This is a genomic window from Tardiphaga sp., from assembly GCF_025356345.1.
Lineage (GTDB): Bacteria > Pseudomonadota > Alphaproteobacteria > Rhizobiales > Xanthobacteraceae > Tardiphaga.
Map to the genome: position 1 here is coordinate 1 of NZ_JANXTC010000323.1, position 22,865 is coordinate 22,865.

Annotated in this window: 20 protein-coding genes and 1 pseudogene; 12 read left to right on the forward strand and 9 right to left on the reverse strand. The window is 64.2% G+C overall.

Features of this window, described 5'->3' with window-relative positions:
- The 4 genes and pseudogenes from Q0S16_RS19750 to Q0S16_RS19765 form a co-directional block, all read left to right on the forward strand.
- A pseudogene (locus Q0S16_RS19750) lies at positions 1-307 on the forward strand (methylmalonyl Co-A mutase-associated GTPase MeaB); the annotation flags it as partial.
- A gap of 1 nt (position 308) precedes the next feature.
- Positions 309-953 carry a pyroglutamyl-peptidase I gene (locus Q0S16_RS19755; RefSeq protein WP_295851896.1) on the forward strand — a complete coding sequence of 215 codons (645 nt, stop codon included), beginning with the start codon at positions 309-311 and terminating at the stop codon, positions 951-953.
- Positions 954-1,114: 161 nt separating this feature from the next.
- Positions 1,115-2,362 carry a multidrug effflux MFS transporter gene (locus tag Q0S16_RS19760; protein WP_295851900.1) on the forward strand — a complete coding sequence of 416 codons (1,248 nt, stop codon included), beginning with the start codon at positions 1,115-1,117 and terminating at the stop codon, positions 2,360-2,362.
- A gap of 102 nt (positions 2,363-2,464) precedes the next feature.
- Positions 2,465-2,764 carry a hypothetical protein gene (locus Q0S16_RS19765; RefSeq protein ID WP_295851902.1) on the forward strand — a complete coding sequence of 100 codons (300 nt, stop codon included), beginning with the start codon at positions 2,465-2,467 and terminating at the stop codon, positions 2,762-2,764.
- Between the two features lie 39 nt (positions 2,765-2,803).
- Here Q0S16_RS19765 and Q0S16_RS19770 read toward each other — a convergent pair whose 3' ends face one another.
- Together Q0S16_RS19770 and Q0S16_RS19775 are read right to left on the reverse strand one after the other, a co-directional pair.
- Positions 2,804-3,859: an NAD(P)-dependent alcohol dehydrogenase gene (locus Q0S16_RS19770; RefSeq protein ID WP_295851904.1), complete on the reverse strand. Its 1,056-nt coding sequence runs from the start codon at positions 3,857-3,859 to the stop codon at positions 2,804-2,806.
- Between the two features lie 101 nt (positions 3,860-3,960).
- Entirely contained in the window at positions 3,961-5,343 is a 1,383-nt protein-coding gene (locus tag Q0S16_RS19775) for an NAD-dependent succinate-semialdehyde dehydrogenase (protein ID WP_295851905.1), read from the reverse strand.
- Positions 5,344-5,691: 348 nt separating this feature from the next.
- On the opposite strand from Q0S16_RS19775, the gene Q0S16_RS19780 reads away from it, so the two are divergent.
- Positions 5,692-7,062, forward strand: a complete 1,371-nt coding sequence (locus Q0S16_RS19780; RefSeq protein ID WP_295851907.1) for a TIGR03808 family TAT-translocated repetitive protein — start codon at positions 5,692-5,694, stop codon at positions 7,060-7,062.
- 50 nt (positions 7,063-7,112) lie between these two features.
- Here Q0S16_RS19780 and Q0S16_RS19785 read toward each other — a convergent pair whose 3' ends face one another.
- The 4 genes from Q0S16_RS19785 to Q0S16_RS19800 form a co-directional block, all read right to left on the reverse strand.
- Complete coding sequence (locus Q0S16_RS19785) at positions 7,113-7,592, reverse strand: TIGR03809 family protein (protein WP_295851909.1); 480 nt, start codon at positions 7,590-7,592, stop codon at positions 7,113-7,115.
- Positions 7,593-7,973: 381 nt separating this feature from the next.
- On the reverse strand, positions 7,974-9,548 hold the full coding sequence (locus Q0S16_RS19790) for a S8 family serine peptidase (protein WP_295851912.1): 1,575 nt from the start codon (positions 9,546-9,548) through the stop codon (positions 7,974-7,976).
- 45 nt (positions 9,549-9,593) lie between these two features.
- The gene (locus Q0S16_RS19795; protein WP_295851914.1) at positions 9,594-10,313 is read right to left on the reverse strand and encodes a hypothetical protein; all 720 of its coding nucleotides are present in this window, start codon (positions 10,311-10,313) and stop codon (positions 9,594-9,596) included.
- Positions 10,310-10,879: a sigma-70 family RNA polymerase sigma factor gene (locus Q0S16_RS19800; protein WP_295851917.1), complete on the reverse strand. Its 570-nt coding sequence runs from the start codon at positions 10,877-10,879 to the stop codon at positions 10,310-10,312. The genes Q0S16_RS19795 and Q0S16_RS19800 overlap by 4 nt, the downstream gene beginning before the upstream one ends.
- Before the next feature lie 503 nt (positions 10,880-11,382).
- Between Q0S16_RS19800 and Q0S16_RS19805 the strand changes: the two genes are divergently transcribed.
- The 4 genes from Q0S16_RS19805 (at position 11,383) to Q0S16_RS19820 (ending at position 16,204) form a co-directional block, all read left to right on the forward strand.
- Positions 11,383-12,531 carry a GGDEF domain-containing protein gene (locus tag Q0S16_RS19805; RefSeq protein ID WP_295851919.1) on the forward strand — a complete coding sequence of 383 codons (1,149 nt, stop codon included), beginning with the start codon at positions 11,383-11,385 and terminating at the stop codon, positions 12,529-12,531.
- A gap of 73 nt (positions 12,532-12,604) precedes the next feature.
- Entirely contained in the window at positions 12,605-13,708 is a 1,104-nt protein-coding gene (locus tag Q0S16_RS19810) for a DUF2336 domain-containing protein (protein ID WP_295851921.1), read from the forward strand.
- Positions 13,709-13,895: 187 nt separating this feature from the next.
- Positions 13,896-14,873: an NAD-dependent epimerase/dehydratase family protein gene (locus tag Q0S16_RS19815; RefSeq protein ID WP_295851923.1), complete on the forward strand. Its 978-nt coding sequence runs from the start codon at positions 13,896-13,898 to the stop codon at positions 14,871-14,873.
- The gene (locus Q0S16_RS19820; protein ID WP_295851925.1) at positions 14,870-16,204 is read left to right on the forward strand and encodes an NAD(P)-binding domain-containing protein; all 1,335 of its coding nucleotides are present in this window, start codon (positions 14,870-14,872) and stop codon (positions 16,202-16,204) included. The genes Q0S16_RS19815 and Q0S16_RS19820 overlap by 4 nt, the downstream gene beginning before the upstream one ends.
- Here Q0S16_RS19820 and Q0S16_RS19825 read toward each other — a convergent pair.
- A complete protein-coding gene (locus tag Q0S16_RS19825) occupies positions 16,201-16,839 on the reverse strand; it encodes a DUF1109 domain-containing protein (protein WP_295851939.1) in 639 nt (212 codons plus the stop codon). The genes Q0S16_RS19820 and Q0S16_RS19825 overlap by 4 nt on opposite strands.
- A 2-nt stretch (positions 16,840-16,841) precedes the next feature.
- Entirely contained in the window at positions 16,842-17,387 is a 546-nt protein-coding gene (locus Q0S16_RS19830) for a sigma-70 family RNA polymerase sigma factor (protein ID WP_295851929.1), read from the reverse strand.
- A gap of 212 nt (positions 17,388-17,599) precedes the next feature.
- On the opposite strand from Q0S16_RS19830, the gene Q0S16_RS19835 reads away from it, so the two are divergent.
- Together Q0S16_RS19835 and Q0S16_RS19840 are read left to right on the forward strand one after the other, a co-directional pair.
- Positions 17,600-18,250 (forward strand): hypothetical protein, encoded by a 651-nt coding sequence (locus Q0S16_RS19835; protein ID WP_295851931.1) that lies wholly within the window; start codon positions 17,600-17,602, stop codon positions 18,248-18,250.
- 86 nt (positions 18,251-18,336) lie between these two features.
- Entirely contained in the window at positions 18,337-19,116 is a 780-nt protein-coding gene (locus Q0S16_RS19840) for an enoyl-CoA hydratase (protein ID WP_295851934.1), read from the forward strand.
- A 59-nt stretch (positions 19,117-19,175) separates the two neighbouring features.
- Here the strand turns inward: Q0S16_RS19840 and Q0S16_RS19845 are convergent, their stop codons facing one another.
- Complete coding sequence (locus Q0S16_RS19845) at positions 19,176-21,020, reverse strand: acetyl-CoA hydrolase/transferase C-terminal domain-containing protein (RefSeq protein WP_295851942.1); 1,845 nt, start codon at positions 21,018-21,020, stop codon at positions 19,176-19,178.
- Between the two features lie 330 nt (positions 21,021-21,350).
- On the opposite strand from Q0S16_RS19845, the gene Q0S16_RS19850 reads away from it, so the two are divergent.
- Positions 21,351-22,769, forward strand: a complete 1,419-nt coding sequence (locus Q0S16_RS19850) for a TolC family outer membrane protein (RefSeq protein WP_295851937.1) — start codon at positions 21,351-21,353, stop codon at positions 22,767-22,769.
- Positions 22,770-22,865: the final 96 nt, after the last annotated feature.

Consider the following 22,865-nt stretch of genomic DNA (forward strand, 5'->3'; position numbering starts at 1 on the left):
GCGCTCGGAGCACTGGTATCCGCCGGTACTGACCTATTCGGCGCTGGCCGGCACCGGCATCGCCGAACTCTGGCAGAAGATCCTTGATCATCGAACCGCCATGAATGCCTCCGGCGACTTTGCCCAGCGCCGGCGCGAACAGCAGGTGAAGTGGATGTGGACCATCCTGGAGCAGCGGCTGATGGCGCGGCTGCGCGCCGATCCGGCGATCCGTGCCAGCGTCAAACTCACGGAGAGAGAAGTCGCCGAAGGCCGGATCGCACCGGCGGTGGCGGCCGAGCAGATCGCCGTGCTGCTGAAAGAGTGAGATGGTCGAGGCCCTTCGTATCCTGATCACAGGCTTCGGCCCGTTTCCCGGCGCTCCGGTCAATCCGACGCAGCCGCTGGTCGCGCGTCTGGCCAAACGGCGTCGCCCGGCGTTCAGCGATGTCGAACGCATTCCGCATATTTTCCCGGTCAGCTACAGCGCCGTCGATCGCGAATTGCCGGCATTGCTGGCACGGCACCGGCCCGATGCGCTGCTGATGTTCGGGCTGGCGTCGCGAACGCCCTTCATCCGTGTCGAGACCCGCGCCCGCAATGCGGTGACGATGCTGTGGCCAGACGCCGAGCACACAAAAGTGCGGCAGGCATGCATTGAACCGGGAGCCGATGCGCGGATATTTGGCGCCCATACCGCCCGGCTGCTGCTGGCCGCGCGGCGAACCGGCGTCGACGCCCGGCTCTCGCGCAATGCCGGGAGCTATCTGTGCAACTATCTGTCATGGCGCGGCATCGCCGCCGCACAGGCCCCGGGCGGGCCCCGCCCCGCCACCTTCATCCATGTCCCGCTGCTGGCGCGGGACCCCGCCTCGCGGCGGATGACGCTGGATCAACTGGTCGGGGCCGGCGAAGCCCTGTTGTTGGAAACCATCCGGCTGGCCCGGGCGAGCCGGATCGCGCGCCGGTTGTGATCCCTGCTCCGCGAGCATGACCGCGCGCACCTTAATACCGTTTTGCCGACTTTTCGATGACGGTGAATAGATCCCGTTCTGCGAAGCAGCCATGCCGAAAGCCTGCTTGTGCAGCGCAACATCACCGGCATATCTGGCGCTGCACCATAAGGACGCCATTTGTGACCGACATCAACGCCGACGCCTGGATTTCATCCACCCACCGCCCGATGAAGTTCCCCGAATTCGTGCTGGTGATCGCATCGATCATGGCGCTGAATCCGCTGGCGATGGACATCATGCTGCCGTCGCTGCCGGACATCGGCGTGGCCTACAGGATCGCTGACGCCAACCGCCTGCAGACGGTGCTGTCGACCTTCCTGCTCGGCTTCGGCTTTGGTCAGTTCATCATCGGCCCGCTGTCCGACCGCTTTGGTCGCCGCCCGATCCTGCTGCTCGGGATGGGCCTGTATTGCGTGGCCAGCCTGCTGGCGATCATGGCGCCCTCGTTCGAGACCCTGCTGCTGGCGCGGGCCCTGCAAGGACTTGGCACGTCCGCGACGCGCGTTATCGCCACCTCGATCGTGCGCGACTGCTATGCCGGCCGCCGCATGGCCAGCGTGATGTCGCTGGTGATGATGGTGTTTATCGCTGTGCCCGTGGTGGCGCCGTCGATCGGCCAGGCCATCATGCTGATGGCGCAGTGGCGCGGCGTGTTCGTCGTGCTCACCGTCTATGGCTTCCTGGCGCTGATCTGGAGCGCGTGGCGGTTGCCGGAAACCCTGCCGCCCTCGGAACGCAAATCGCTGGCGATCCGGGATGTGCTTGGCGCCTACTGGCAGACCATCAGCAACCGCCAGACGCTCGGCTACGCGGTTGCCGCCGGCGGCGTCATCGGCACGCTGTTCGGCTTCGTCTTCACCGCGCAGCAGGTGTTCACCGAAATCTTCCACCTCGGACATTATTTCCCGCTGGCCTTTGCCGCGATCGCCATCGGGGTGGCGCTTGCCGGGTTCCTGAACTCTCGCTTCGTGGGCCGGCTTGGCATGCGGGTGATTTCCCACGGCGCGCTGGTCGGCTATGTCGCGGTCGCGGCCATCATGCTGGCGGCGGTGAAGTTCGACGTGCTGTCCCTGCCGCTGTTCATGGCGCTGGCGGCGCTGATGATGTTCGGCTTCGGCCTGGTGTTCGCCAACTTCACCGCGTTGGCGATGGAGCCGCAGGGCCACATCGCCGGTACCGCCTCCTCGCTCTACGGCACCATCACGACGCTGGTCGGGATCGGCATCGGCTACAGCATCGGCCAGGATTACGACGGCACGCTGCTGCCTTTCGCGACCGGTTTCTTTCTCTGCACGCTCGCTTCGCTTTGCGTCGTGGCTCTGGTCGAGAAAGGCCGCCTGTTCAGGCCGCACAGGATGGCCGGTTGATCGTCGGCGCGGCAAGCGCGGCACGGCGCCGACCATTTTGGAAACGGCCGGCCTGAACCCGACGCCATTTGAAACATTATGTATTTTTACCGGAGCGATCCGATGCCCTACGCGCTGTTCTGCGATGATGCGAAACTGAGCAATACCTACCCCACGGAAGCCGACGTCTGGAAACTCGCAACCGACAGCGGGCTGGTCACAGACGTCGAAATCAGGGGCAACCAGCCGACGCCGCGGCGAGTGCTGGACAACGACTATGAGATTCGTCCGTGCGAGACCGAACCGGGCGAAGATCCTCACAAGAACAAAGTCGATGCCCGTGAACAGAAGGACTTTCAGATCAACCGGAAGGCCCTGGCAGCGGAAACGGACGATGCTCCTCCGCGCCGGAAATCTGACTGACGCGGCGATTATCCGCCGCGTCAGTCAGCGACTTTCCGATCAGCTTTTTGTCTTCAGTGAAGCCATGTCGATCACGAAGCGATATTTCACGTCGTTACGGATCAAGCGCTCATAAGCCTCATTGATGTCCTGCATCCGGATCATCTCGCAGTCGGGCAGCACGTTATGCTCGGCGCAAAAATCGAGCATTTCCTGGGTCTCCTTGATACCGCCGATCAGCGAACCGGCGATGGTCTTGCGCAGTCCGACCAGCGACGCCGCGTTGAAGCCCGGCATCGGCTCGATGGCACCGACCAGCACGAGGTCGCCGTCGCGCTTCAGCAGCGCCACCAGCGGATCGAGCGGATGCGCCGAGGGCACGGTATCGAGGATGAAGTCGAACTGATTGGCGGAGGCCGCCACGGCGTCCTTGTCGTTCGAAAGCAGGAAATGATGCGCGCCGAGCCGCCGTGCGTCGGCTTCCTTGCCGGTCGAGGTGCTGATCATGGTCACCTCGGCGCCGAACGCGTGCGCCAACTTGAGCGCCATGTGGCCGAGACCGCCGAGGCCGACGACGCCGACCTTGCTGCCCGGACCGACGTTCCAGTGGCGCAGCGGCGAATAGGTGGTGATGCCGGCACAGACCAGCGGTGCGACGCGGCTGATATCGAGGTTGGCCGGAATCCGCAGCACGAAATGCTCGGTAACCACCACGCTTTCTGAATAGCCGCCCTTGGTGATGGAGCCGTCGACACGGTCTTTCGAATTGTAGGTCTGGGTCATGCCGCTCTCGCAGAACTGCTCAAGATCCTCCTTGCAGGACGCACATGTCATGCAGCTGTCGACCATGCAGCCGACCGCGACCAGGTCACCCTGCTTGAAGGTCTTGACGTGACCGCCGACCTCCGAAACGCGACCGACGATCTCGTGGCCGGGCACGGTCGGGTAGATGGTGTTGTGCCATTCATCGCGGACGACGTGGAGATCGCTGTGGCAGATGCCGCAATACAGGATGTCGATGCGCACATCATGCGGCCGCAGATCGCGCCGCTCGATGGAAACCGGCGCCAGCGGCCGGTCGGATGCTGGCGTACCATAGCCCATAACGGTGGTCATAATTGATGCTTTCAGAAGATTGGAGGAAACGCGCGCGTCCCGCGCGGAAACCGACGACGCGAAGGCGACGCGTCGTCCACAGGTCGCGGAAGACGCGTGCGTTACAGCGGCGCGTCAGCCTTCAGGTAACGCACCAGCTTCTTGTTGACGAAGGCCTGGATTCCGATGTCACCGAGTTCGCGGCCATAGCCCGAATCCTTGATGCCGCCGAACGGCAGTTCGGCGTCGGTCCACGACAGGTTGTTGACGAACATCATCCCGGTCTCGACCCGGCTCGCCACCCGCTTGCCGCGCGCGATGTCTTTGGTGAACACCGAGCCGCCGAGACCAAAGTCGGAATCATTGGCCAGCGCGATCGCGGCCTCCTCGTCCTTGACGCGGAAGAACATCGCCACCGGCCCGAAGAATTCATCGCGAAAAGCCGGGTTGCCTGGCTTCACATCGGCCAGGATGGTCGGCTGCATGTAGGCGCCAACTCTGTCGACGCGCTTGCCGCCCGTCACCAGCCTGGCGCCGTTGGACACCGCCTGCTCGACCTGACCGAGCAACTGCACCAGAGCCCCCTCCGAAGACAGCGGACCCAGCGTGGTCTTCTCATCCAGCGGATCGCCGGCTGCCAGCGCGTCGAACGCCAGCGTGAATTTCTCGAGGAACTTGTCGGCGACGCTGTCGACGACAATAAACCGCTTGGCGGCGCAGCAGGTCTGGCCGCCATTGTACATGCGACCCCACACCGCCCATGGCATGGTGTGCTCGAGGTCGGCATCGTCAAGAACGATAAAGGCATCGCTGCCGCCGAGCTCCATCGACGATGGTTTGAGATTTTGTCCGGCGCGCGCGGCGACGCTGCGGCCGGCGGCGACGCTGCCGGTCAGCGCCACGCCCTTGATGCGGGGGTCGTCGATGACGCTGTCCGACTGCTCATGGGAGATGAACAGGTTGGTATAGAGCCCGGCCGGGGCGCCAGCGTCGGTCAGCAGCTTTTCAAAGGCCAACGCGCATTGCGGCACGTTGCCGGCATGCTTCACCACCAGCACATTGCCGGCCATCAGCTGCGGACCGACGACGCGGGCCAACTGGTAATACGGAAAATTCCATGGTTCGACGGCAAAGATCACGCCGATCGGGCTGCTTTCCATATGGGCTTCGCCAGCGATCGGGTTGAGTGGCTGCGGCGCCAGGAAGCGCTCGGCGTTCCTGGCATAATAAGCGAGGATGCTCGAACTATACTCGACCTCGCCGCGCGCCTCGCTGATGCGCTTGCCCATCTCCAGCGTCATGGTTCGCGCAAACGTTTCGACCTGTTCGTGCAGCAGCTTCGCCGCCTTCGCCAGAATCACCGCGCGCTCGGCATAGGTTTTGTGGCGCCAGGTCTCGTAGCAGCGCGCCGCCACCGCCAGTCTGTCCTCGAGTTGTTGCTTGGTTAGCGGCTCGAACGTCTTGAGCAGTTTCCCGGTGGCGGGATTGACACTCTGATAGGCCATGATCGTTCTCATTATTGATGTCGTGCCACAGGGATTGGCGGCGCGGCGGGAACCACGCGGGCACAAAGGTCGCAATGTCAGGAAGCGCGAAAGCCGACGGCAACTCGATCTGCGAGAATTCCGCAGAATACGACCGTCCTGATGAGCAAAGCCGCTGCGCTCGCCATGGTTCCCAATTAATGTCCGATTCCCGACAATAAATCGCGAGCCAGCGAATGTGGCATCCCTGGGCCGCGGGGTTAACCGTACCGCCAACAATGCTCTGCCTGCGCTGTCGCCACTAGGAGTACGGCACGGCATGGTGGCATCGTGGGTGACGCAACCCGGCGCCATCAGGAGAGCCATGCCATGGACGTCAATCGCCGCCATCTGCTCAGTACCGGCGCCGCGGGCCTGACCGCCGGCGCGTTCGCGGCCGATGCCGACGCGGCCCGCGCGGCGCCGCTGACATCCACACTCGGGCGGGACGCGACACAGTATGGCGTGCGGCCTAACAGCCCGGACGATCAGACCCGCGCCCTGCAGCGGGCCATCGACGATGCCGCCCGCACGCAAGTGCCACTGGCGCTGCCACCAGGGCGGTACCGCACTGGCCAGTTGAAGCTGCCGGGCGGCTCGCAACTAATCGGCATACGCGGCGCCAGCACACTTGTATTCACCGGCGGCGCCTCGCTGCTGTCGAGCGAAGGAGGCGAACACGTCTCCTTGATCGGTCTGACGCTGGACGGCGGCGGCCTGCCGCTGCCGACCCGGCGCGGCCTGGTACACTGTCTGCAGGCCCTCGATCTGCGCGTCACCGATTGCAACATCTCCAACAGCGGCAATAACGGGATCTGGCTGGAGAATGCCGCGGGCATCATCTCCGGCAACACCTTCGGCACCATCTCCGGCACGGCGGTCGTCTCGTTCGATGCGCGTGGCCTAGTGGTCTCGCAAAACACCATCACCGGCACCAGCGACAATGGCATCGAAATCCTGCGCACCACGATCGGCGACGACGGCACGCAGGTGATCGATAACCGGATCGAGGATATCAAGGCCGGTCCCGGCGGCTCCGGCCAGCATGGCAATGCCATCAACGCGTTCCGCGCCGGCAATGTGATTGTGTCGGGCAACCGCATCCGCAATTGCGACTACTCCGCGGTGCGCGGCAATTCAGCGTCGAACATCCAGATTTCCGGCAACAGCGTCAGCGACGTCCGCGAGGTCGCGCTGTATTCGGAATTCGCCTTCGAGGGCGCGGTGATCGCCAACAACAGCGTCGACGGCGCCGCGGTCGGCGTCTCCGTGTGCAATTTCAACGAGGGTGGCCGCCTCGCGGTCGTGCAGGGCAATATCATCCGCAATCTCAGGCCGAAACGGCCGATCGGCACCGCGCCGGACGACGACGCCGGCATTGGCATCTATGTCGAGGCCGACGCCACGGTGACCGGCAATGTGGTGGAAAATGCACCCTCGTTCGGGATGATGGCCGGCTGGGGAAAATATCTGCGCGACGTCGCCATCACCGGCAATGTAATCCGCAATGCTTTCATCGGGATTGGGGTGTCGGTCATGCCCGGCGCCGGCACCGCGCTGGTCGGCAACAACATCATCTCGGGAGCGCCGCGTGGCGCGGTGGTCGGGCTCGATCATGCCAGGCCGGTAACGCCCGACCTCACGGCCGATGGTGCACAACATTATCCGCAGCTGGCGCTATCGGGAAATGCCGTGAGATAGGGCCGGCACCGGTCGGCACGCTTGGGTACCGACTTGCCCGGACATGCCAATCAGATCGACGCTGCCCGCAGCATCGGATAGCGCTCGCTTAGTACCGCAGGATCGAGGGCGCGCTTCCAGTCCAGTTCGGCCGGCGTGACCGCCGCGGTACGTGGAGGCGTATCCACGCGTTGGCTGAGGGAAGACACGACGAGTTGCAACGGTACCGCCTCGACGGCCACCGCTCGCTTCTTGCGCGGCTCCTGGTACAGGACTGATCCGGCATAGGCCGGTACCTGGTCGGGGCGATCGAGCCAGCACCAGGTCACCGGCAGATTTTCGATGGTGACTTGCTGCCTGGCCAGCGTCTGCCAGCGCTCCACCGCCGCCTTGGCTTCCTGGATATTTTCCAGGAATTCCAGCTCGGTATGATAGCGACGCCAGCGGCCGCTCTCGAACAATTCGGTCAGATAGTCCAGCCGACGCTCGGCGAGCGCCTGCCAGCGTTGGATCAACTGACGGCCGCTGCCGGCCTGAAGGTGCAGTGACATGGCAATGTCCGCGAGAGGAAAACGGACGCAAAGCAACAAGCGAATCGAACCCTGGTGCTTGCGATGATCTGGGGAAAAGTTCCCGGGGTCTAGCAAAATGTGTTCAAAATTGGACACATCCAGGCGCTTACCACTGGAAATCCCTGCAGATGCCGCAACATGCGAGTCAATCCGTAGCGCTAGGATGGCTGGGAAACCGTCAACATATGGTTAACGAAAGACCCGCCCGGGGGGACAGCCGGACGGGTCGGGCGCGATCCGACGCTGGGATTGTGGGCGCAGGCGCCGGATGGGCCTTGCTGGGGAGTGATATTCGCTCCCTCTTCCATAGGTCGTAGGGACGCTACGGAGGTTCAACGCGGTCCAGACATAAGTGGAAGATCAGCGGCGCAACCAGGATTTGTCCAACGCGTTCGGCGCCATGACGGCATCAGGCGGAGTTGGTGCCTCGGCCGAGTCCACCATGTCGGGGGACGCGGCGGCCACCGGCAGCACCGCTCGCACCGCCGATACCGCTCCGAAGGCATCCGCCACGCCGGCGCCGAACAGGTCGTCACGGCCAGGTGCACCGAGGTCCCGCGCGGTCCTCATCAGGATGTCGCGCAGTTCGCGCGGTAGCAGTCGCGGATTGCGCTCAAGCATCAGGGCTGCCAGCCCGCTGACATAGGCGGCGGAAAAGGAGGTGCCCGAGGCCATTTGGTACTTATTGTCCGGTGCCGGCAGGAAGATGTTGACACCGGGCGCGGCCACCGCGATATGGCCGCCGCGGCTAGAGGCCTGAAACAGCCGATCGGAGGAATCGGTCGCGCTCACGGCGATGACGTTGGGATTGGCGGCCGGATATGCCGGCGGCGATCCCGGCCCGGCATTTCCGGAGGCCGCCACCAGCACGATGCCGCGCGTGGTCGCCGCCGCGACGCCGCGCTCAAGCAGTGGATCCAGCGGCCCTGCGAAGCTCATATTGATTACCTGCGCACCATGCGACGCGGCATGATCGAGACCCTTCATGATCACGAAGGATGTGCTCTCGGCGCCATTTGGCGCGTCCCCGAAAGCGCGGATAGCCAGAATGCGCGCGCCCGGCGCGCTACCCATCAGTCGCGCATGTGACACGATGGCGCCGGCAATGCCGGTGCCATGGAGATGCGGGGGCCCGCGGCCACCGAGCGCATCGAACGAGCCGGCAAAAGCATCGGTCAACTCGGGATGCGCGATGTCGATGCCGGAATCGATCACGGCGATGATGATGTCGTTGCCATGGGCCAGCCGGTGCGCTTCCGGCAGGCGCAGCTTGGCAAGCGCATATTGCGCGGGGTCCCCCTCGCCCGGGGCTGGCGTCGTGTTCTGATCCTGCAGCAGATAGCGGAAGTTGGGCTGGGCGGCGCGCACGCTGGACTCCGCGCGCAATTGTGACCGCAGGGCATCCACCGCGCGGCCGTCGGTGATGCGGAACAGGCTCAGCGTGCTGCCGACCAGCGGCAGGTCCTGGACCGCGATCCGCGCCAGACCATAGCGCCGCGAAAACACGGCGAGTTGGGCATCGGTCAGCATGTTCTCCAGTTCGACGACGATCTGACCGGGAACATAGCGATCGCGGGATGCCGCCGCGACGGTACCGCGCGAGCCGCGACCTGCGTTCTGGGCGCGCGCCGGCGGGCCCCCGAAACCGGCGCCGCCGGGATCGCGTGGCCCGCGGCGACCGGTCCGCGCGGCGGCGAAGCGAGGGCCGGCATCCCCCGCCTTGCGTCCGACCAGCGCTGGGCCGGCGAAATCCGGACGGGGCCGCGGCGCGGCCGTCAGGCCGATGCCAGGCATCCGCGCGCCCATTTGCAGGCCCGGCGACCGCATTCGATTCTGCGCCCGCGCCACCGGGACACCGGGCAGCGACGCCACGATCAGAACCGCGATGACGCTCAACCAGAGCGATCCGTGGCCGCCAGCACGATCAAGGCTCATGGACACGCTCCCCGTCTGCCGCGCGATGCGCCGGCGCTTCCCCGCCTATTGCGCGGGGACTGCCATGCTGACGATCTTTTCGTTCTCCAGCCGACGGACCAGGCCGGCGATCTGATCCCCGGTCATCGGTTTGTTACCGAATTGCAGCCGGAACATGCCGTCCTTGCCGCCGTTTAAAATAGTGCCTTGATAGGCCTCCAGCAGCGCCGTGATGTCAGACATCAGGGCGGTCGGCGCGAACCGGACATAGGCACGTGGACCGGCATCGGCCGCCCCGATCGAACGCGTAACGGGGGTTGTGCCGCCGGGGGGTGGCGCAGGCTGATAGGACGCGGTCTGAAACGCGGCTGGCGGATGATTCACCAGCACCGCGCCGATCAGGCCAGCCTGCAGCAACAGCGCCAGCGCGCCAATCGCGGCGGCCGCGGCCATCGTACGCGGCGAACGCCGTGCGAAAAAGCCGATGATCCGGACTGAGATATTGAACGAAGCGTAAGTATCACGCGCCGGTTCGGCATCGATCGCGGCAAACAGCTTCTGCATGGCCCGCGACGACGGCGCGCCCAGACTCTCATTGAGCAGGATGGTCTCGGCGTATTCCTCCTGGATCGCGGCGTATTGCCGGGCCAGCTCCGGATCGTTGGCCAGGGCCTCATCGACGCGGCGGCTGTCGCGGGTGTTAAGCGTGCCGGCGGCGTGCCAGGGCAACAACGCCTCGATCTCGCCAGGCTCCTGATCCCGCACCTTCTCCCTCATCGCCATCATGGCCAGCCTCGCTCCACGCCGGCTGCCTTCAGCAGATCGGCCAGTTTCTTGCGCGCATAAAACAGCCGCGTCTTCACGGTGTTCTCGGGAATCCCGACAATCCCGGCCACCTCTTCCACGGATTTCTCGTGGTAATAAACGAGATCGACGATCTCCCGATGCTCCGGCGAAAGCGAGCCCAGGCACTTCCGCAACGCGACACCGGTATCGATTTTCTGGAACGCAACCTCGGGATCGTCGGACGTGTCCTCGATCGCGTTGGCCGTCTCATCATCCAGTTCGGCATCCTTGCGCTTGCGCAGCGCCGACAACGCCTTGAACCGGGTGATCGCCAGCAGCCAGGTCGACACGGCGGAGCGGCCCTCGAACTTTCCCGCCTGTCGCCAGACATCGAGGAATACCTCGCTGATCAGGTCCTCCGCGATCTGCTCGTCCCGAACCAGCCTGAGCCCGAAACGAAACACCCTCACATGGTGCCTCCCATACAGCACCTGCATCGCCAACCGATCGCCTTGTGCGATCCGGGCGATCAGGATGTCGTCCGAAGTCGCATGCACCACGCTCAATGACCGCCTCGTTGGGTTTGTCGGGACGGGACCGTAAGAGGTTCGACTGACACGGCGATTCTTCTCAAAATATCCAGGAATACCAGCGGGCGGCGGGGCCTAAGACACTCGGCAGCATCACGCAGGAACCTTACCAAGTCGCTGCCCGCCTCGCAGCCCATTTGGGAAGAAGTCTGCCACCGACCGTCCGGACGGTGCTGTGAGCAGATTATTTCACCGTGCCGTGAAACCGTCACCCAATTTTACCGTAATTGTAGGCGGCGGATCCCTGCCACATCAAATCAACTCGGGCCCCGGCGTTCACCACGTCGGGGTTCTTTTTGCCTGACCCAACGGTAGCCTACGGCCTCAAAAACCACGATAATACCGCAATCCACGTCCGCCTGGCACGGAGGATTAATAATTCTCCCGGTAGTCGCCCGGGCGTGACGTCGCAAAATACACCAAAACGAAAGGCTTTGCTCGCTACGGTTCCATCTTCCTATTCCGGCGATAGCGAGATCATGACCGCGGCCTTCTCAACCATTCAAAATCCGGCGAACGGCGATTTTGAAGCCGTTGAGGGCGAACTGGGGCACGAAATGCTGACCCGGCGCCTGAAGCGTCGGCGCCAGGTCCTGGTGCTCGCGGCTGCCAGCCATCTCATCAATATCGCCCTGCTCGTCACCTTCGCGGCCGCCGGAACGGTATCTCCCGCGATGGTGGCGGCTTTCACACTCGCAGCCACGGCTTTCATCGGGTTCTTCCTGGTGCTTTCCGAGAGTGGCGTGACCGATCGCTGGCAGGATCATCACTTCACCCTGCCCTATACGGTGACCAGTGCCGGCCTGTTGCTGGCCTTCATCTGCCTCGCGCCCGGCGTCGGCATCGTCTTCCTGTGCGCGCTGTTTCTGGTGGCCAATGTCATTTCGCTGCGCGCAACACCGCGCCAAGGCCTGATCTGCTGGGCGGCGCTGACCATCAGCGTGGCCGCCGTCTATCTGCTGGCAGACCTGCCGATGCAGGTGCCGTTTGCGACGCCGGCGGAACGGCTCGCGACTCTTCTCACTTTCTCATTGACCATCGCGCGCAGCATGTTCATCGGCATCTTCGCGAACATACTCCGCGAAGTACTGCACCGGCGCCGCATCGAACTGGAGATCGCCTATAAGCGCATCGAAGAGCTTGCCGAGCTTGATGAGCTCACCGGGTCGTTCAACCGCCGCTGCATCATGCGCATGCTGGACGACGAAATTCTTCGTACCCATCGCGGCAAGACCGAATGCACCGTCGCGCTGATTGATCTCGACTGGTTCAAGCGCATCAACGACAATTTCGGTCATCCCACCGGGGACGAAGTGCTGCGCACCTTTGCGATCACCATGTTCGCCAACATTCGCAGCATCGATAAATTCGGCCGCTACGGTGGCGAGGAGTTCATGCTGGTGCTGCCGGACACGCCGCACGACATGGCCGTTCAAATGCTTGACCGGTTACGCCTGATCATAGCCGCGCTGGACTGGAGTGCCTTCTCGGATGGGTTGAGCGTTACGATTTCGGCCGGCGTGGCTACCCTCGTTTCCGACGAAACCGCCGAAATGTTCCTGGCACGCGCCGACAGCGCGCTGTACGCGGCCAAGCACGGCGGTCGAAACCGGATTGCGAGCGCCTGAAATTTTTAACTAGCCTGGCGACCCGGAATTTATCTTCGTTGCGTATTGCAAGCTCCCACATAGGTCCACGGTTTTGAAAACAGCGATATCGACCAATCTGCTGGATGAGCTTCAAACGACGCTCGCGCACGGTAACGTGGCGCGGCGCGTCGAGACTTTGCGCCGCGTCACCGACCTGTTCCTCAACAACGCGGTCGATTACACGGGCGAACAGATCGCCGTGTTCGACGACGTCTTTACTTGCCTGATCGAGACGATGGAAACATCCGCGAAGCAATTGCTGGCGCAGCGGCTAGGGCCCGCCGCCAACGCGCCTCCCCGCATCGTGCGCGCCCTCGCCTTTGACGATCTGATCGAGGTCGCCTCCCCGGTGCTGTCGCAGTCCGAATGCCTCGACGATCCCACGCTGATCGAAAATGCCCGCACCAAGAGCCAGTCGCATCTACTGGCGATTTCGGTGCGAAAAACCCTGAGCAACGCCGTCACCGATGTGCTGGTCGAGCACGGCGACGGAGAAGTGGTCAAGAGCACGGCCAGCAATCCCGGCGCGGAGTTCTCGGAACATGGCTACACGACGCTGTTGTCTCGCGCCCGGCACGACGACAGTATCGCGACCTGCCTCGGCATGCGCACGTCGATTCCGCGGCACCATTATCTGAAGCTGATCTCGAAGGCTTCCGCGGCCGTGCGGGCCAGGCTCGAGACCGCCAACCCGCAATTCGCCGCCGATGTCTCGGTCGCGGTTCAGGAGGCGACAAGGCGCGCCCGATCGTCGCCCGCCGCTGTGAACCGCCAGACCATCATTGCTCACGGCCTGGTCCGCTCGTTGTTCGAAGACGGCCGCCTCGACGAGGACCAGGTCGTAGCCTTCGCCGACGCCAGCAAGTTCGATGAGGCCAACGCGGCGATTTCGTGCCTTGCCAATGTCCCTGTGGCCGTTGCCGAAACCATGATGGTGGAGTCACGCACCGAAGGCATTTTCATTCTGGCCAAGGTGGCGAATTTCTCATGGTCGACGGTCAAGGCCATCATCAACATGCGTGAGAAATTGTCCGGCGCGACCCTGTCCGAAAGTGGCGCCGACCGCGCCACCTACGAACGCCTGCGTCCGTCAACGGCGCAGCAGGTGCTGCGCTTCCACCGCATGCAGCAGGTCGCATCGCTGTCCGGCGGCTGATCGGGGGCCGCTTACGACGATTTTCCCGAAGGCCGGCGCCGCTAACCGCGCCCCGCCGCATAGCCGCAATCACATTAGCGCTGATCAGCTATCCGCTGACGGGCATCGACTTGTGGCCTTCCCCGCCGATAGTGGAGGAAAGCATCGCGCAGATGATGCGGCAGGCTACATCAGGTGGGGTATTGGGATGCGAGTGTTGGTTACAGGCGCCGGTGGCTTCATCGGGACCGTGCTGGTTGACGCCCTGCTGCGACACGACCAGCTGCTCGGCCGCGGCGGCGAAGCCGTGAGAATAAAAGAAATCTTGCTGCTCGACAACGTGCTTCCCAACCTGACCGACCCACGACTGACGCCGCTGCGGGCCAATATCTCCGACCAGGACACGCGGCTCAGGATCGCTCGATGGAAACCAGACAGCGTGTTTCATCTCGCGGCCGTGCTGACCAGCGCGGCCGAACAGGATCCGGCGCGCGCGCTGGCCGTCAACGTATCCGCGCTGGCGGGGCTCATCGACAGCATCGGCAACCCGCAGGCGCCGCCACGGCTGATCTTCCCGAGTTCGATCGCCGTGTTTGGCGGCCTGCTGCCCGACCATGTCGACGACGACCACCTGCAGCGCCCGCAAACCTCCTACGGCACCCACAAGGCAATCGCCGAGCTGATGCTGGCCGACGCAACCCGGCACGGGCTGATCGACGGACGCACGCTGCGGCTGCCGATCGTGCTGGTGCATCCGGGTCCGCCAACGCAATCGGTGTCCGACCGAATCGCGGGCCTGGTCCGCGACGGCATTGCCGGCACGCCCACAATATGTCCGCTGCGTCCCGACACCAGGGTGCCGGTGGTCTCGGTTGATACCGTGGTGCACAATCTGATCATGCTGCACAACGCCGATCCCGCCAGACTGCGCGGCAACCGCGCTCTGAACCAGCCGGCGCTGACGGTCAGCATGGAGGACATCGTCGCCGCCATCGCCCGCGTGATGGATGCGGCTCCGGAAGTGAGTTTCGTACCCGATACCGACCTGAAAAAGATTGTCGACAGCTGGCCGAAGGGATTTATATCGACCCGGGCCCCATTGGTCGGCGTCATCGCCGACAAGAGCTTCGACGAGATCATCATCCATTATCTGACCCACATCGAGGCTGGAAAATCCACGGCATGACCGAAATCCCGGCTGACATCTGCATCATCGGCGCCGGCTCGTCGGGCATCGCCGTCGCCAAGGCGCTGGGCGACAAGGGCCTGCGCTTCGACGTCTATGAAAAGGGCTCCGACCTCGGCGGCATGTGGCGCTATGGCAATGACAACGGCCTGTCCTGCGCCTATCGCAGCCTGCATATCGACACCAGCCGCGACAATCTCGGCTATTCCGATTTTCCGATTGCCTCCGACCAGCCGGATTTCCTCTCCCATCAGCAGCTGCTGCTTTATCTCGAATCCTACGCCGACCGGTTTGGCGTGCGGCCATCCATCCGGTTCAACCGCGAAGTGACCGCGGTGACCCGGGACGCGGACGGCTGGCGCGTTACCACGGCGGACGGTACGCGGCATTATCGCGCGGTGGTCGTCGCCAATGGTCATTTATGGGATCCGCGTTGGCCCTCCTTTCCCGGCCAGTTCAACGGCGCCGCGATTCATTCCAGCGAATACCGCACCGCGCAACCGTTCGAGGACAAGAAGGTGCTGGTGGTCGGCATCGGCAATTCGGCGGTCGATATCGCCGTCGATCTCTGCAAGCGCGCCAGCCACGTCGCACTGTCGACGCGCACCGGCGCCCACATCATGCCGAAATATCTGATGGGGATTCCCGTCGACCGCTGGTCGGCCTTCTTCGCGCGAAAACTGAAATTTCCGACCCTGCTGACGCGCAGGATCATGGCGCGGCTGATCTATCTCGCGGTCGGCGACCAGACCCGCTTCGGCGTGCCGAAGCCAAAGCATCCGATGTGGCGCGAACATGCGACGCTGAGCCAGGAACTGCTGCCCTATATCGGCCATGGCTGGATCGGCATCCGGCCGAACGTCGCCTCGCTGGAAGGCGACACCATCGCCTTCGCCGACGGCTCGCAGGAAAATTTCGACGCGGTGATCTATGCCACCGGCTACAAGACCAGCTTCCCGTTTCTGGCGCCGGAGATTTTCGCGGTGCCGGAAGGCGGCGGCATGGTCGACCTGTACCGGCGGATCACCCCGCCGAACCAGCCCGGCCTGTTCTTCGCCGGTCTGGTACAGCCGATCGGCCCGACGATTCCGCTGGTCGAAATCCAGGCCCGCTGGATCGCCGCGGTGCTGGCCGGCAAGGTGGCACTGGCCTCGCCGTCCGACATGGCAATCGAGGTCCGTGCTTTTCACCAGACCAAGCAGCGCACCTGGCTAAACTCGGCGCGCTACACGCTGGAAGTGGATTTCAAGGATTATGCCCGCGAGCTGAACGGCGATATTTCCCGCGCCGCCAGCGGACGCCCCGCAGCGGCGACCGCTGCTACGTTCTAATATCGCAGCCACTTCGCCCCGGCCAACGCGCCGACCGCCGTCACCAGCGCGGTAGCCAGCGTGTACCAGGTCGCGACGAACAGCGGCGAGTCGTCGACGCAATGCGCCGCATAGAGCGTGCCGGCGAGGCCGGCCGACAGCAAGCCGGCGATCGCACCGGCGACGGCCGGACGCGCCGGCGCGCCGCGCCGCAGCGCGTAAAGGACCGCACCGAGGATCGGCATCGACAGCACCGGAATGGTGCTCAGGCACAGCATCGAATTGCGGCCCATCAAACGCACCATCATCGGCGTCCGCTGCGGCATCGCCATTTCGAAGATCAGCGCCACGACAAGAATGAACGGCGACAGCAACAACAGCCAGATCCCGCGCCCGAGCGCCGCCTCGGGCCGCGACAGATGCAGGCTGATCACGATGGCTGGAATGGCGAGGGCGAGCGTCACCAGAAATTTGGCATCGAAAAACGGATTACGCATCGCGGCCATGAAATCCGGCCGGATGCCAAGCGTGACCAGCAGCAGCGCCGCCGTCACCGGCAACGCCACCAGCAGCGCCGTTGCCAGCACGGTACCGACGGGGCGGCCGTGCTGATCATTGTCCGCGGCAAGGGTCCGGATCAGGCGATCGGTATCCATCATCAGTCGCTCCGCATCTTCGCCGCCAGGCTGGCCAGCCCACGGTGCAGCGCCACGCGCACCGCGCCTTCGCTCATCGATAGTTTGGCGGCCGTCGCCTTGATCGAGGCACTGTCCACCGCGATCGACTGCAATACGTCGCGCTGCCGCGCCGGCAAATCCGCGAGATGCCCGACAATCTCACCGGTCGGCACGGTTTCGGCCGGCGGCTCGCTTGGAATCGTCTCGGCGAAATCGTCGATGTTGACGAATACCCGCCGGCCGCGCCGGCGCAGCGCGTCGATCAGCTTGTTGCGCGCGATCGCGAACAGCCACGGCGCGAACGGCGCCGTCTGGTCCCAAGTATTGCGTTTTAGATGCACCGCCAACAAAATATCCTGCACAATGTCCTCGGCCTGATCGACCGGCTGCGCGGCCCGCGCCAGGCCCCGCCGTGCGCCAGCGCGCAGCACCGGCGCGATGCCCTTGAGCAGCCGATGATACGCGACACTGTCACCCGCATTGGCCGACCGCATCAGATCGGTCCATTCGTCGTCACGTCCGCGCACCTGCGCTCCTGCAATTAAATTCGGATCGAATTCCAATTTGTTACGGCGGCACCGCCAATAATGCACGCCGGTAGTTGATATCCCCGGCAAATAGCTGCCGGCACCGCCGCGGTTTCGCCAGGATTGCCGCAAAATTCCGTTTTTTGGCCGTGGTGTGGACACGGCCAGGGGTTTCCTTGCGCCGTAGGGGACTGGCATGCGGGGAGATTGCCATGAAGATCAAATTTGACGGACACGGCACAACCATGGTCGCAGCGGCGCTATGGCTGTGTCTGGCAGGACCGATGCGGGCGACGGAAAGCGACGCACGCGCGCCGGAACCCGCGGCGGAATCCAGCGACGCGGCCGAGGCGCCAGCCCCGGCGGTCAAGGCTGCCCGGCACCGGGTCGACAAGAAGACCGAAGCCAGATCGCGAAAACCGGACAAGAATGCGGCACGGCCGATCGCCAAGGCGGACGATCATGCTGGCAACAAGGCGGACGATAAGGCCACGATTCCCGACACGGTCGCCAATGCCAATGCCCAGTACCGCAAGGATGCGCCGACGGACATGGGCAGCATGTCGGCACAGGCTGACGCCATGCTGAAACTGATGGGCAGCAAGCCGGCTACCGTCGAACCGGCCCCTGCGACACAGGAAGCACCCGCAATAGCGGTTTCGGCGGATCAGCTCAACGAAATGGATCGCGCGCTGACGCCGGAAAAGCCGGTCGTGCGCGTCGCCAGACCCACGGCCGAAGCGCGGGTGGTCATCGCCAGCGACCATTCCGTCTGGACCGAAACCTCGCTGATCGGCAAGGTCTTCATGGCCTTTGGCGGGCTGCTCACCATGGCCTCCGCGGTGCGGATGTTCGTGGCGTAATCGCTGCTTGAACCGCGTCCCTTCCGCGCGCAGATTGCGCGCGGTCGCCGGCCCCGGCGACCGCTACAAATTCCGCGGGATGAAACATGAGCAGCTTCGAACACATCATCGTCGAGCGCCAAGGCGCCGTTGGCATTCTCCGCCTCAACCGCCCGAAGATGCTCAACGCGTTGTCGTTCGGCGTGTTCAGCGAGATCAAGCTCGCGATAGATGAGCTCGAAGCGGATGACGGCGTCGGATGCATCATCGTCACCGGCAGCGAGAAGGCCTTTGCCGCCGGCGCGGACATCAAGGAGATGCAGCCGAAGAACTTCATCGACATGTTCAGCAGCGACTTCACCCAGATCGGCGGCGACCGCGTCGCGACCTGCAGCAAGCCGACCATCGCCGCCGTCTCCGGCTACGCGCTCGGCGGCGGCTGCGAGCTGGCGATGATGTGCGACATCATCATCGCCTCCGACACCGCCAAATTCGGCCAGCCCGAGATCACGCTGGGCACCATCCCCGGCATCGGCGGCACCCAGCGCCTGACCCGTGCGATCGGCAAATCCAAGGCGATGGACCTCTGCCTCACCGGGCGGATGATGGACGCCGCGGAGGCCGAGCGCGCCGGACTGGTCAGCCGCATCGTGCCGGCCGACAAATTGATGGAAGAAGCGATCGCGATGGCCGAGAAGATCGCGGCGATGTCGCGCCCGGTGGCGACGATGGCCAAGAGCGCCGTCAACCGCGCGTTCGAGACGCCGCTGAGCGAAGGCCTCAAGGTCGAGCGCGATCTGTTTCACGCGACCTTCGCGCTGGAAGACCGTGCCGAGGGCATGGCGGCGTTCATCGACAAGCGCAAGCCGGTCAACAAGAACAGGTAGATCGCACCCGGATTTGCGATGCGGCATCAAGAATGCCGCATCGCGTCCGGGAAACGGGATCACGCTTTTGTTCTCGCCAGCGCGGCGCTGACCAGCGCGCGGTAGGCGCGCTCCGCGAGAGTTGAGGGCTTGTCGAGGCCGAGCCGGGAAAGGCATGCCTGATCAGAGGGATGCGGCGAAGTCGTGAGACCCTGCCACAATAACGCCGCAAGACCTGTCGGCGCGTGCGCGTTCGCACTCAGGATCTGCAGCGCCGGGATCAGCCGCTGCTCGACCTCGGTGAAATCGCTGCCGAACGGAAAGTTCGGCAGCAGCCCGGCGTCGCGCGCCGGTTGCAGCGCGGCCGCGATTCGCTCCGGCGCATTGTCGCGATGCGCGTCGGCAATCTGGAAGTTCTTCGGCAGCTTGCCGGCATGCTTGGCCTGCCGCATCAACTCGGGCTGAAAACGCGAATCCGAAATCGCCAGCATCGCCGCGATCACGTCGGCATCCGACTTGCCGCGGAGATCGGCGACGCCATATTCGGTGACGACGATGTCGCGCAGATGCCGCGGGATGGTGGTGTGGCCATAGCTCCAGCGAATGTTGGAAGCGGGCTTGCGGCCCGCCCGTACCGCTTCCACCGTCAGCACCGAGCGCGCGCCCTCGAGTGCGAACGCCTGCGCGACGAAATTGTACTGGCCGCCAACGCCACTCACCACCTGGCCATTGTCGAGGCCGTCGGAAATCGCGGCGCCCATCAGCGTCGCCATCATCGCATTATTGACGAAGCGGGCATCGACGCGGGCGCGGCGTTTGGCGGCTTCATCGCCGTAGAGTTCGTTGGTGAACGACACCGGCACCATCTGGATTTTGGCCAGCGCCCGCGGCGCCATTTGGCGCAGCTTCTGGTAAAATGCCTTGGGTCCGAGAAAAAACGCGCCATGCAGAATGGTGCCATCGACCTCGCGTTTGATGATGCCGGCGTCGATCAGCGCCAGAAACGCCTCGAACAGCATCTCGCTGACACCATAGAGTCCGCGTTCGAAAGTGCTGCTCTCGACCGGCACCGCCGGCGACAATCGACCCATGATCTGACGAAACGCCGCGTTGTCGTGATGGCGCACGACCAACCCCTGCGCCAGCGCATCGCCGATCTGACCGATGCCGATCTGCAGCGTGCCACCGTCGCGGACCAGCCCGGCGGCATGCAGGCCGATCGCGTATTTGGTGTCCGAGATCGGCTCCGATGGCGGTGCGAACAGCGCAAATTCCGTTGCGTCGCTTTGCAGCACGGCGCTGAATTCGGAACCCGCGAGATCGCCCTGCCCCGGCATGAACGGTAGTTCGGCATTGACCTGGCCGATCAGCCGGAACGCGGCGCGGCCCTCGGCGCGGGCACGCATCAGATCCAGCGTGGTGTCGGTATTGCAGCTCAGGCTGTAGCGCGCCACGCCGTCGATCACCCGTTTGGCGACCAGTTGGGTAATGACATTGAGCCCCCGCGCCAGCAGATAGGACGCGGCATGGGTGTAGTTGGCCGAAATATAGCGCTGCTGCGCATAGGGCACGCGCAGCCATTTACCGGCGAGGAAGAAAAACTCGATGACCTCGATATTATCCGGCAGAGCGCCGTCACGCAGCGCCTGCGCGTAATCGAGATCGGGATAGTTGCCGAACAGCCGCTCGATCACCGGCGCGATGAATCGCTTTTCCAGTTCACCCGACGGTTTTGGCTTTTCCAGCGTCAGCGCCGAGAACAGCGTCAGCCGGATGCGCCGATCGGCGACCGCGCGCCGGTAAAGCGCATTGATGATGTGGTTGGCCTTGCCGAGGCCAAGCGGCAGGCCGACCACCAGCGTCTGGCCAACCTCGCGGATGATATCCTCCGCGATAGCGTCGGGGTCGGAGAATAATTTCGGCATGATGGTCCCGGCTGAGAAATACGGACGGTAGCCGCGCGGCCACGCGAATTCGCCGGATGCTGTTACCATTGTTTAGGGGAAGTTCAGAAATGTCCCCGGCGTGCAACACACGCATACGTGTGCAGGAGGGTTTAATGTCGCATTCCCGGTCGCAACTTTTGCCGCTAGGACATTGGAAAAACTAGCAAACAGAGGCATGAAAATGCCCTGTGGGGAACACGCCAAAGCCAGATGGTTCTGCGTCGGAAGGTTTGCCTGCGATGGCAACGCCCTCTAAACATACAGGTGACGTCGGCGGATGCGGACGTCCAACTACGGCTTTGGGATACAATGAATCACCATCATGGGAGACTCGGCCTCGCCGCCAGGCGCGCGCTGCTCAATGGCACGGCGCTAGGCATCATCGGCTGCAGCGCTTTCGCTGTGGTCGGCGCGCGCGCCGAGTCCGTCCCGGAGGCGCTGGTCAAGGCCTACCAGTCCAACCCGCAATTGAACGCCGAGCGGGCGCGGCAGCGCGCTACCGACGAGAACGTGCCGCAGGCGATGGCCGGCTACCGCCCGCAGGTCAACGCCACGCTGAGTTATGGCTTGCAGGCCGTACGCAACCTGCTGGTGGACAACACCATCGCTGGCGCGACGCTGAAGCCGTGGACGATCGGCGTCACCGTGACGCAAACCCTCTATAACGGCAACAAGACCGCGAACAGCGTTCGCGTCGCCGAATTGCAGGTCAAGTCCGGCCGCGAGGCGCTGCGCAATGTCGGCCAGGGCGTGCTGCTCGACGCTGTGATCGCCTATACCAATGTGCTGGCCAACCAGTCGCTGGTCGAAGCGCAGCGCGCCAACGTCACCTCGCTGAAGGAGACGCTGGGCATCGCCCAGAAGCGGCTCAATGCCGGCGACGTCACGCCGACCGATACGTCGCAGGCCGAAGCCCGCCTCGCGCGCGGCCAGGCCGATCTCAACGCCGCCGAAGTCAATTACGCCATCAGCCAGGCCACCTACGCCCAGGTGATCGGCAACGCGCCGTCGCGCCTGAGCCCGGCCGAGCCGATGGACCGGCTGCTGCCGCGCAGCCGCGACGAGGCGCTCAACCAGGCTTTTCGCGCGCATCCCGCCGTGATCGCCGCCAGCTTCGACGTCGATGTCGCCACCACCACCATCAAGGTCACCGAAAGCACGCTGCTGCCGACCATTACCCTGCAGGGCAGCGCCAGCCGCTCCAAGGACAATGATCCGACGCTGGGGACTTTCGGCACCGACCAGGCCTCGATCATCGGCCAGTTGAACGCGCCGATCTATGATGGCGGCCTCGCCGCGGCGCAGACGCGGCAGGCCAAGGAACTGTCCTCGGTGAGCCGGCTGGTGCTGGACCAGGTGCGCACCCAGGCCCGCACGGCTGCGACCGGCGCGTGGGTGTCCAACGAAGGCGCCAAGACCGCGGTGACCGCCGCCGAGGCCGAAGTCCGCTCCGCCGGCGTGGCGTTGGCCGGCGTGCAACGCGAAGCCGCCGGTGGCCAGCGCACCACGGTCGACGTGCTGAACGCACAGCAGGATCTGGTATCCGCGAAAGCCCGGCTGATCGGCGCGCAGCGCGACCGCGTCATCGCCTCCTATGCGCTGCTCAGCGCGGTCGGCAAGCTCGACGTGCAGACGCTCGGGCTGAACACCCCGGACTATCTGCCGGAAGTGCATTATCACCAGGTCCGCGACGCTTGGCACGGCCTGCGCACGCCGTCGGGGCAATAGCCAGCTGATATCCAGATATGAATGAAACGCCGCCCGGCACGCAAGGCTTGCGCCGGGCGCTTAGCTGTTCGACGCGGATGGTTCGCGGCTTCGTGA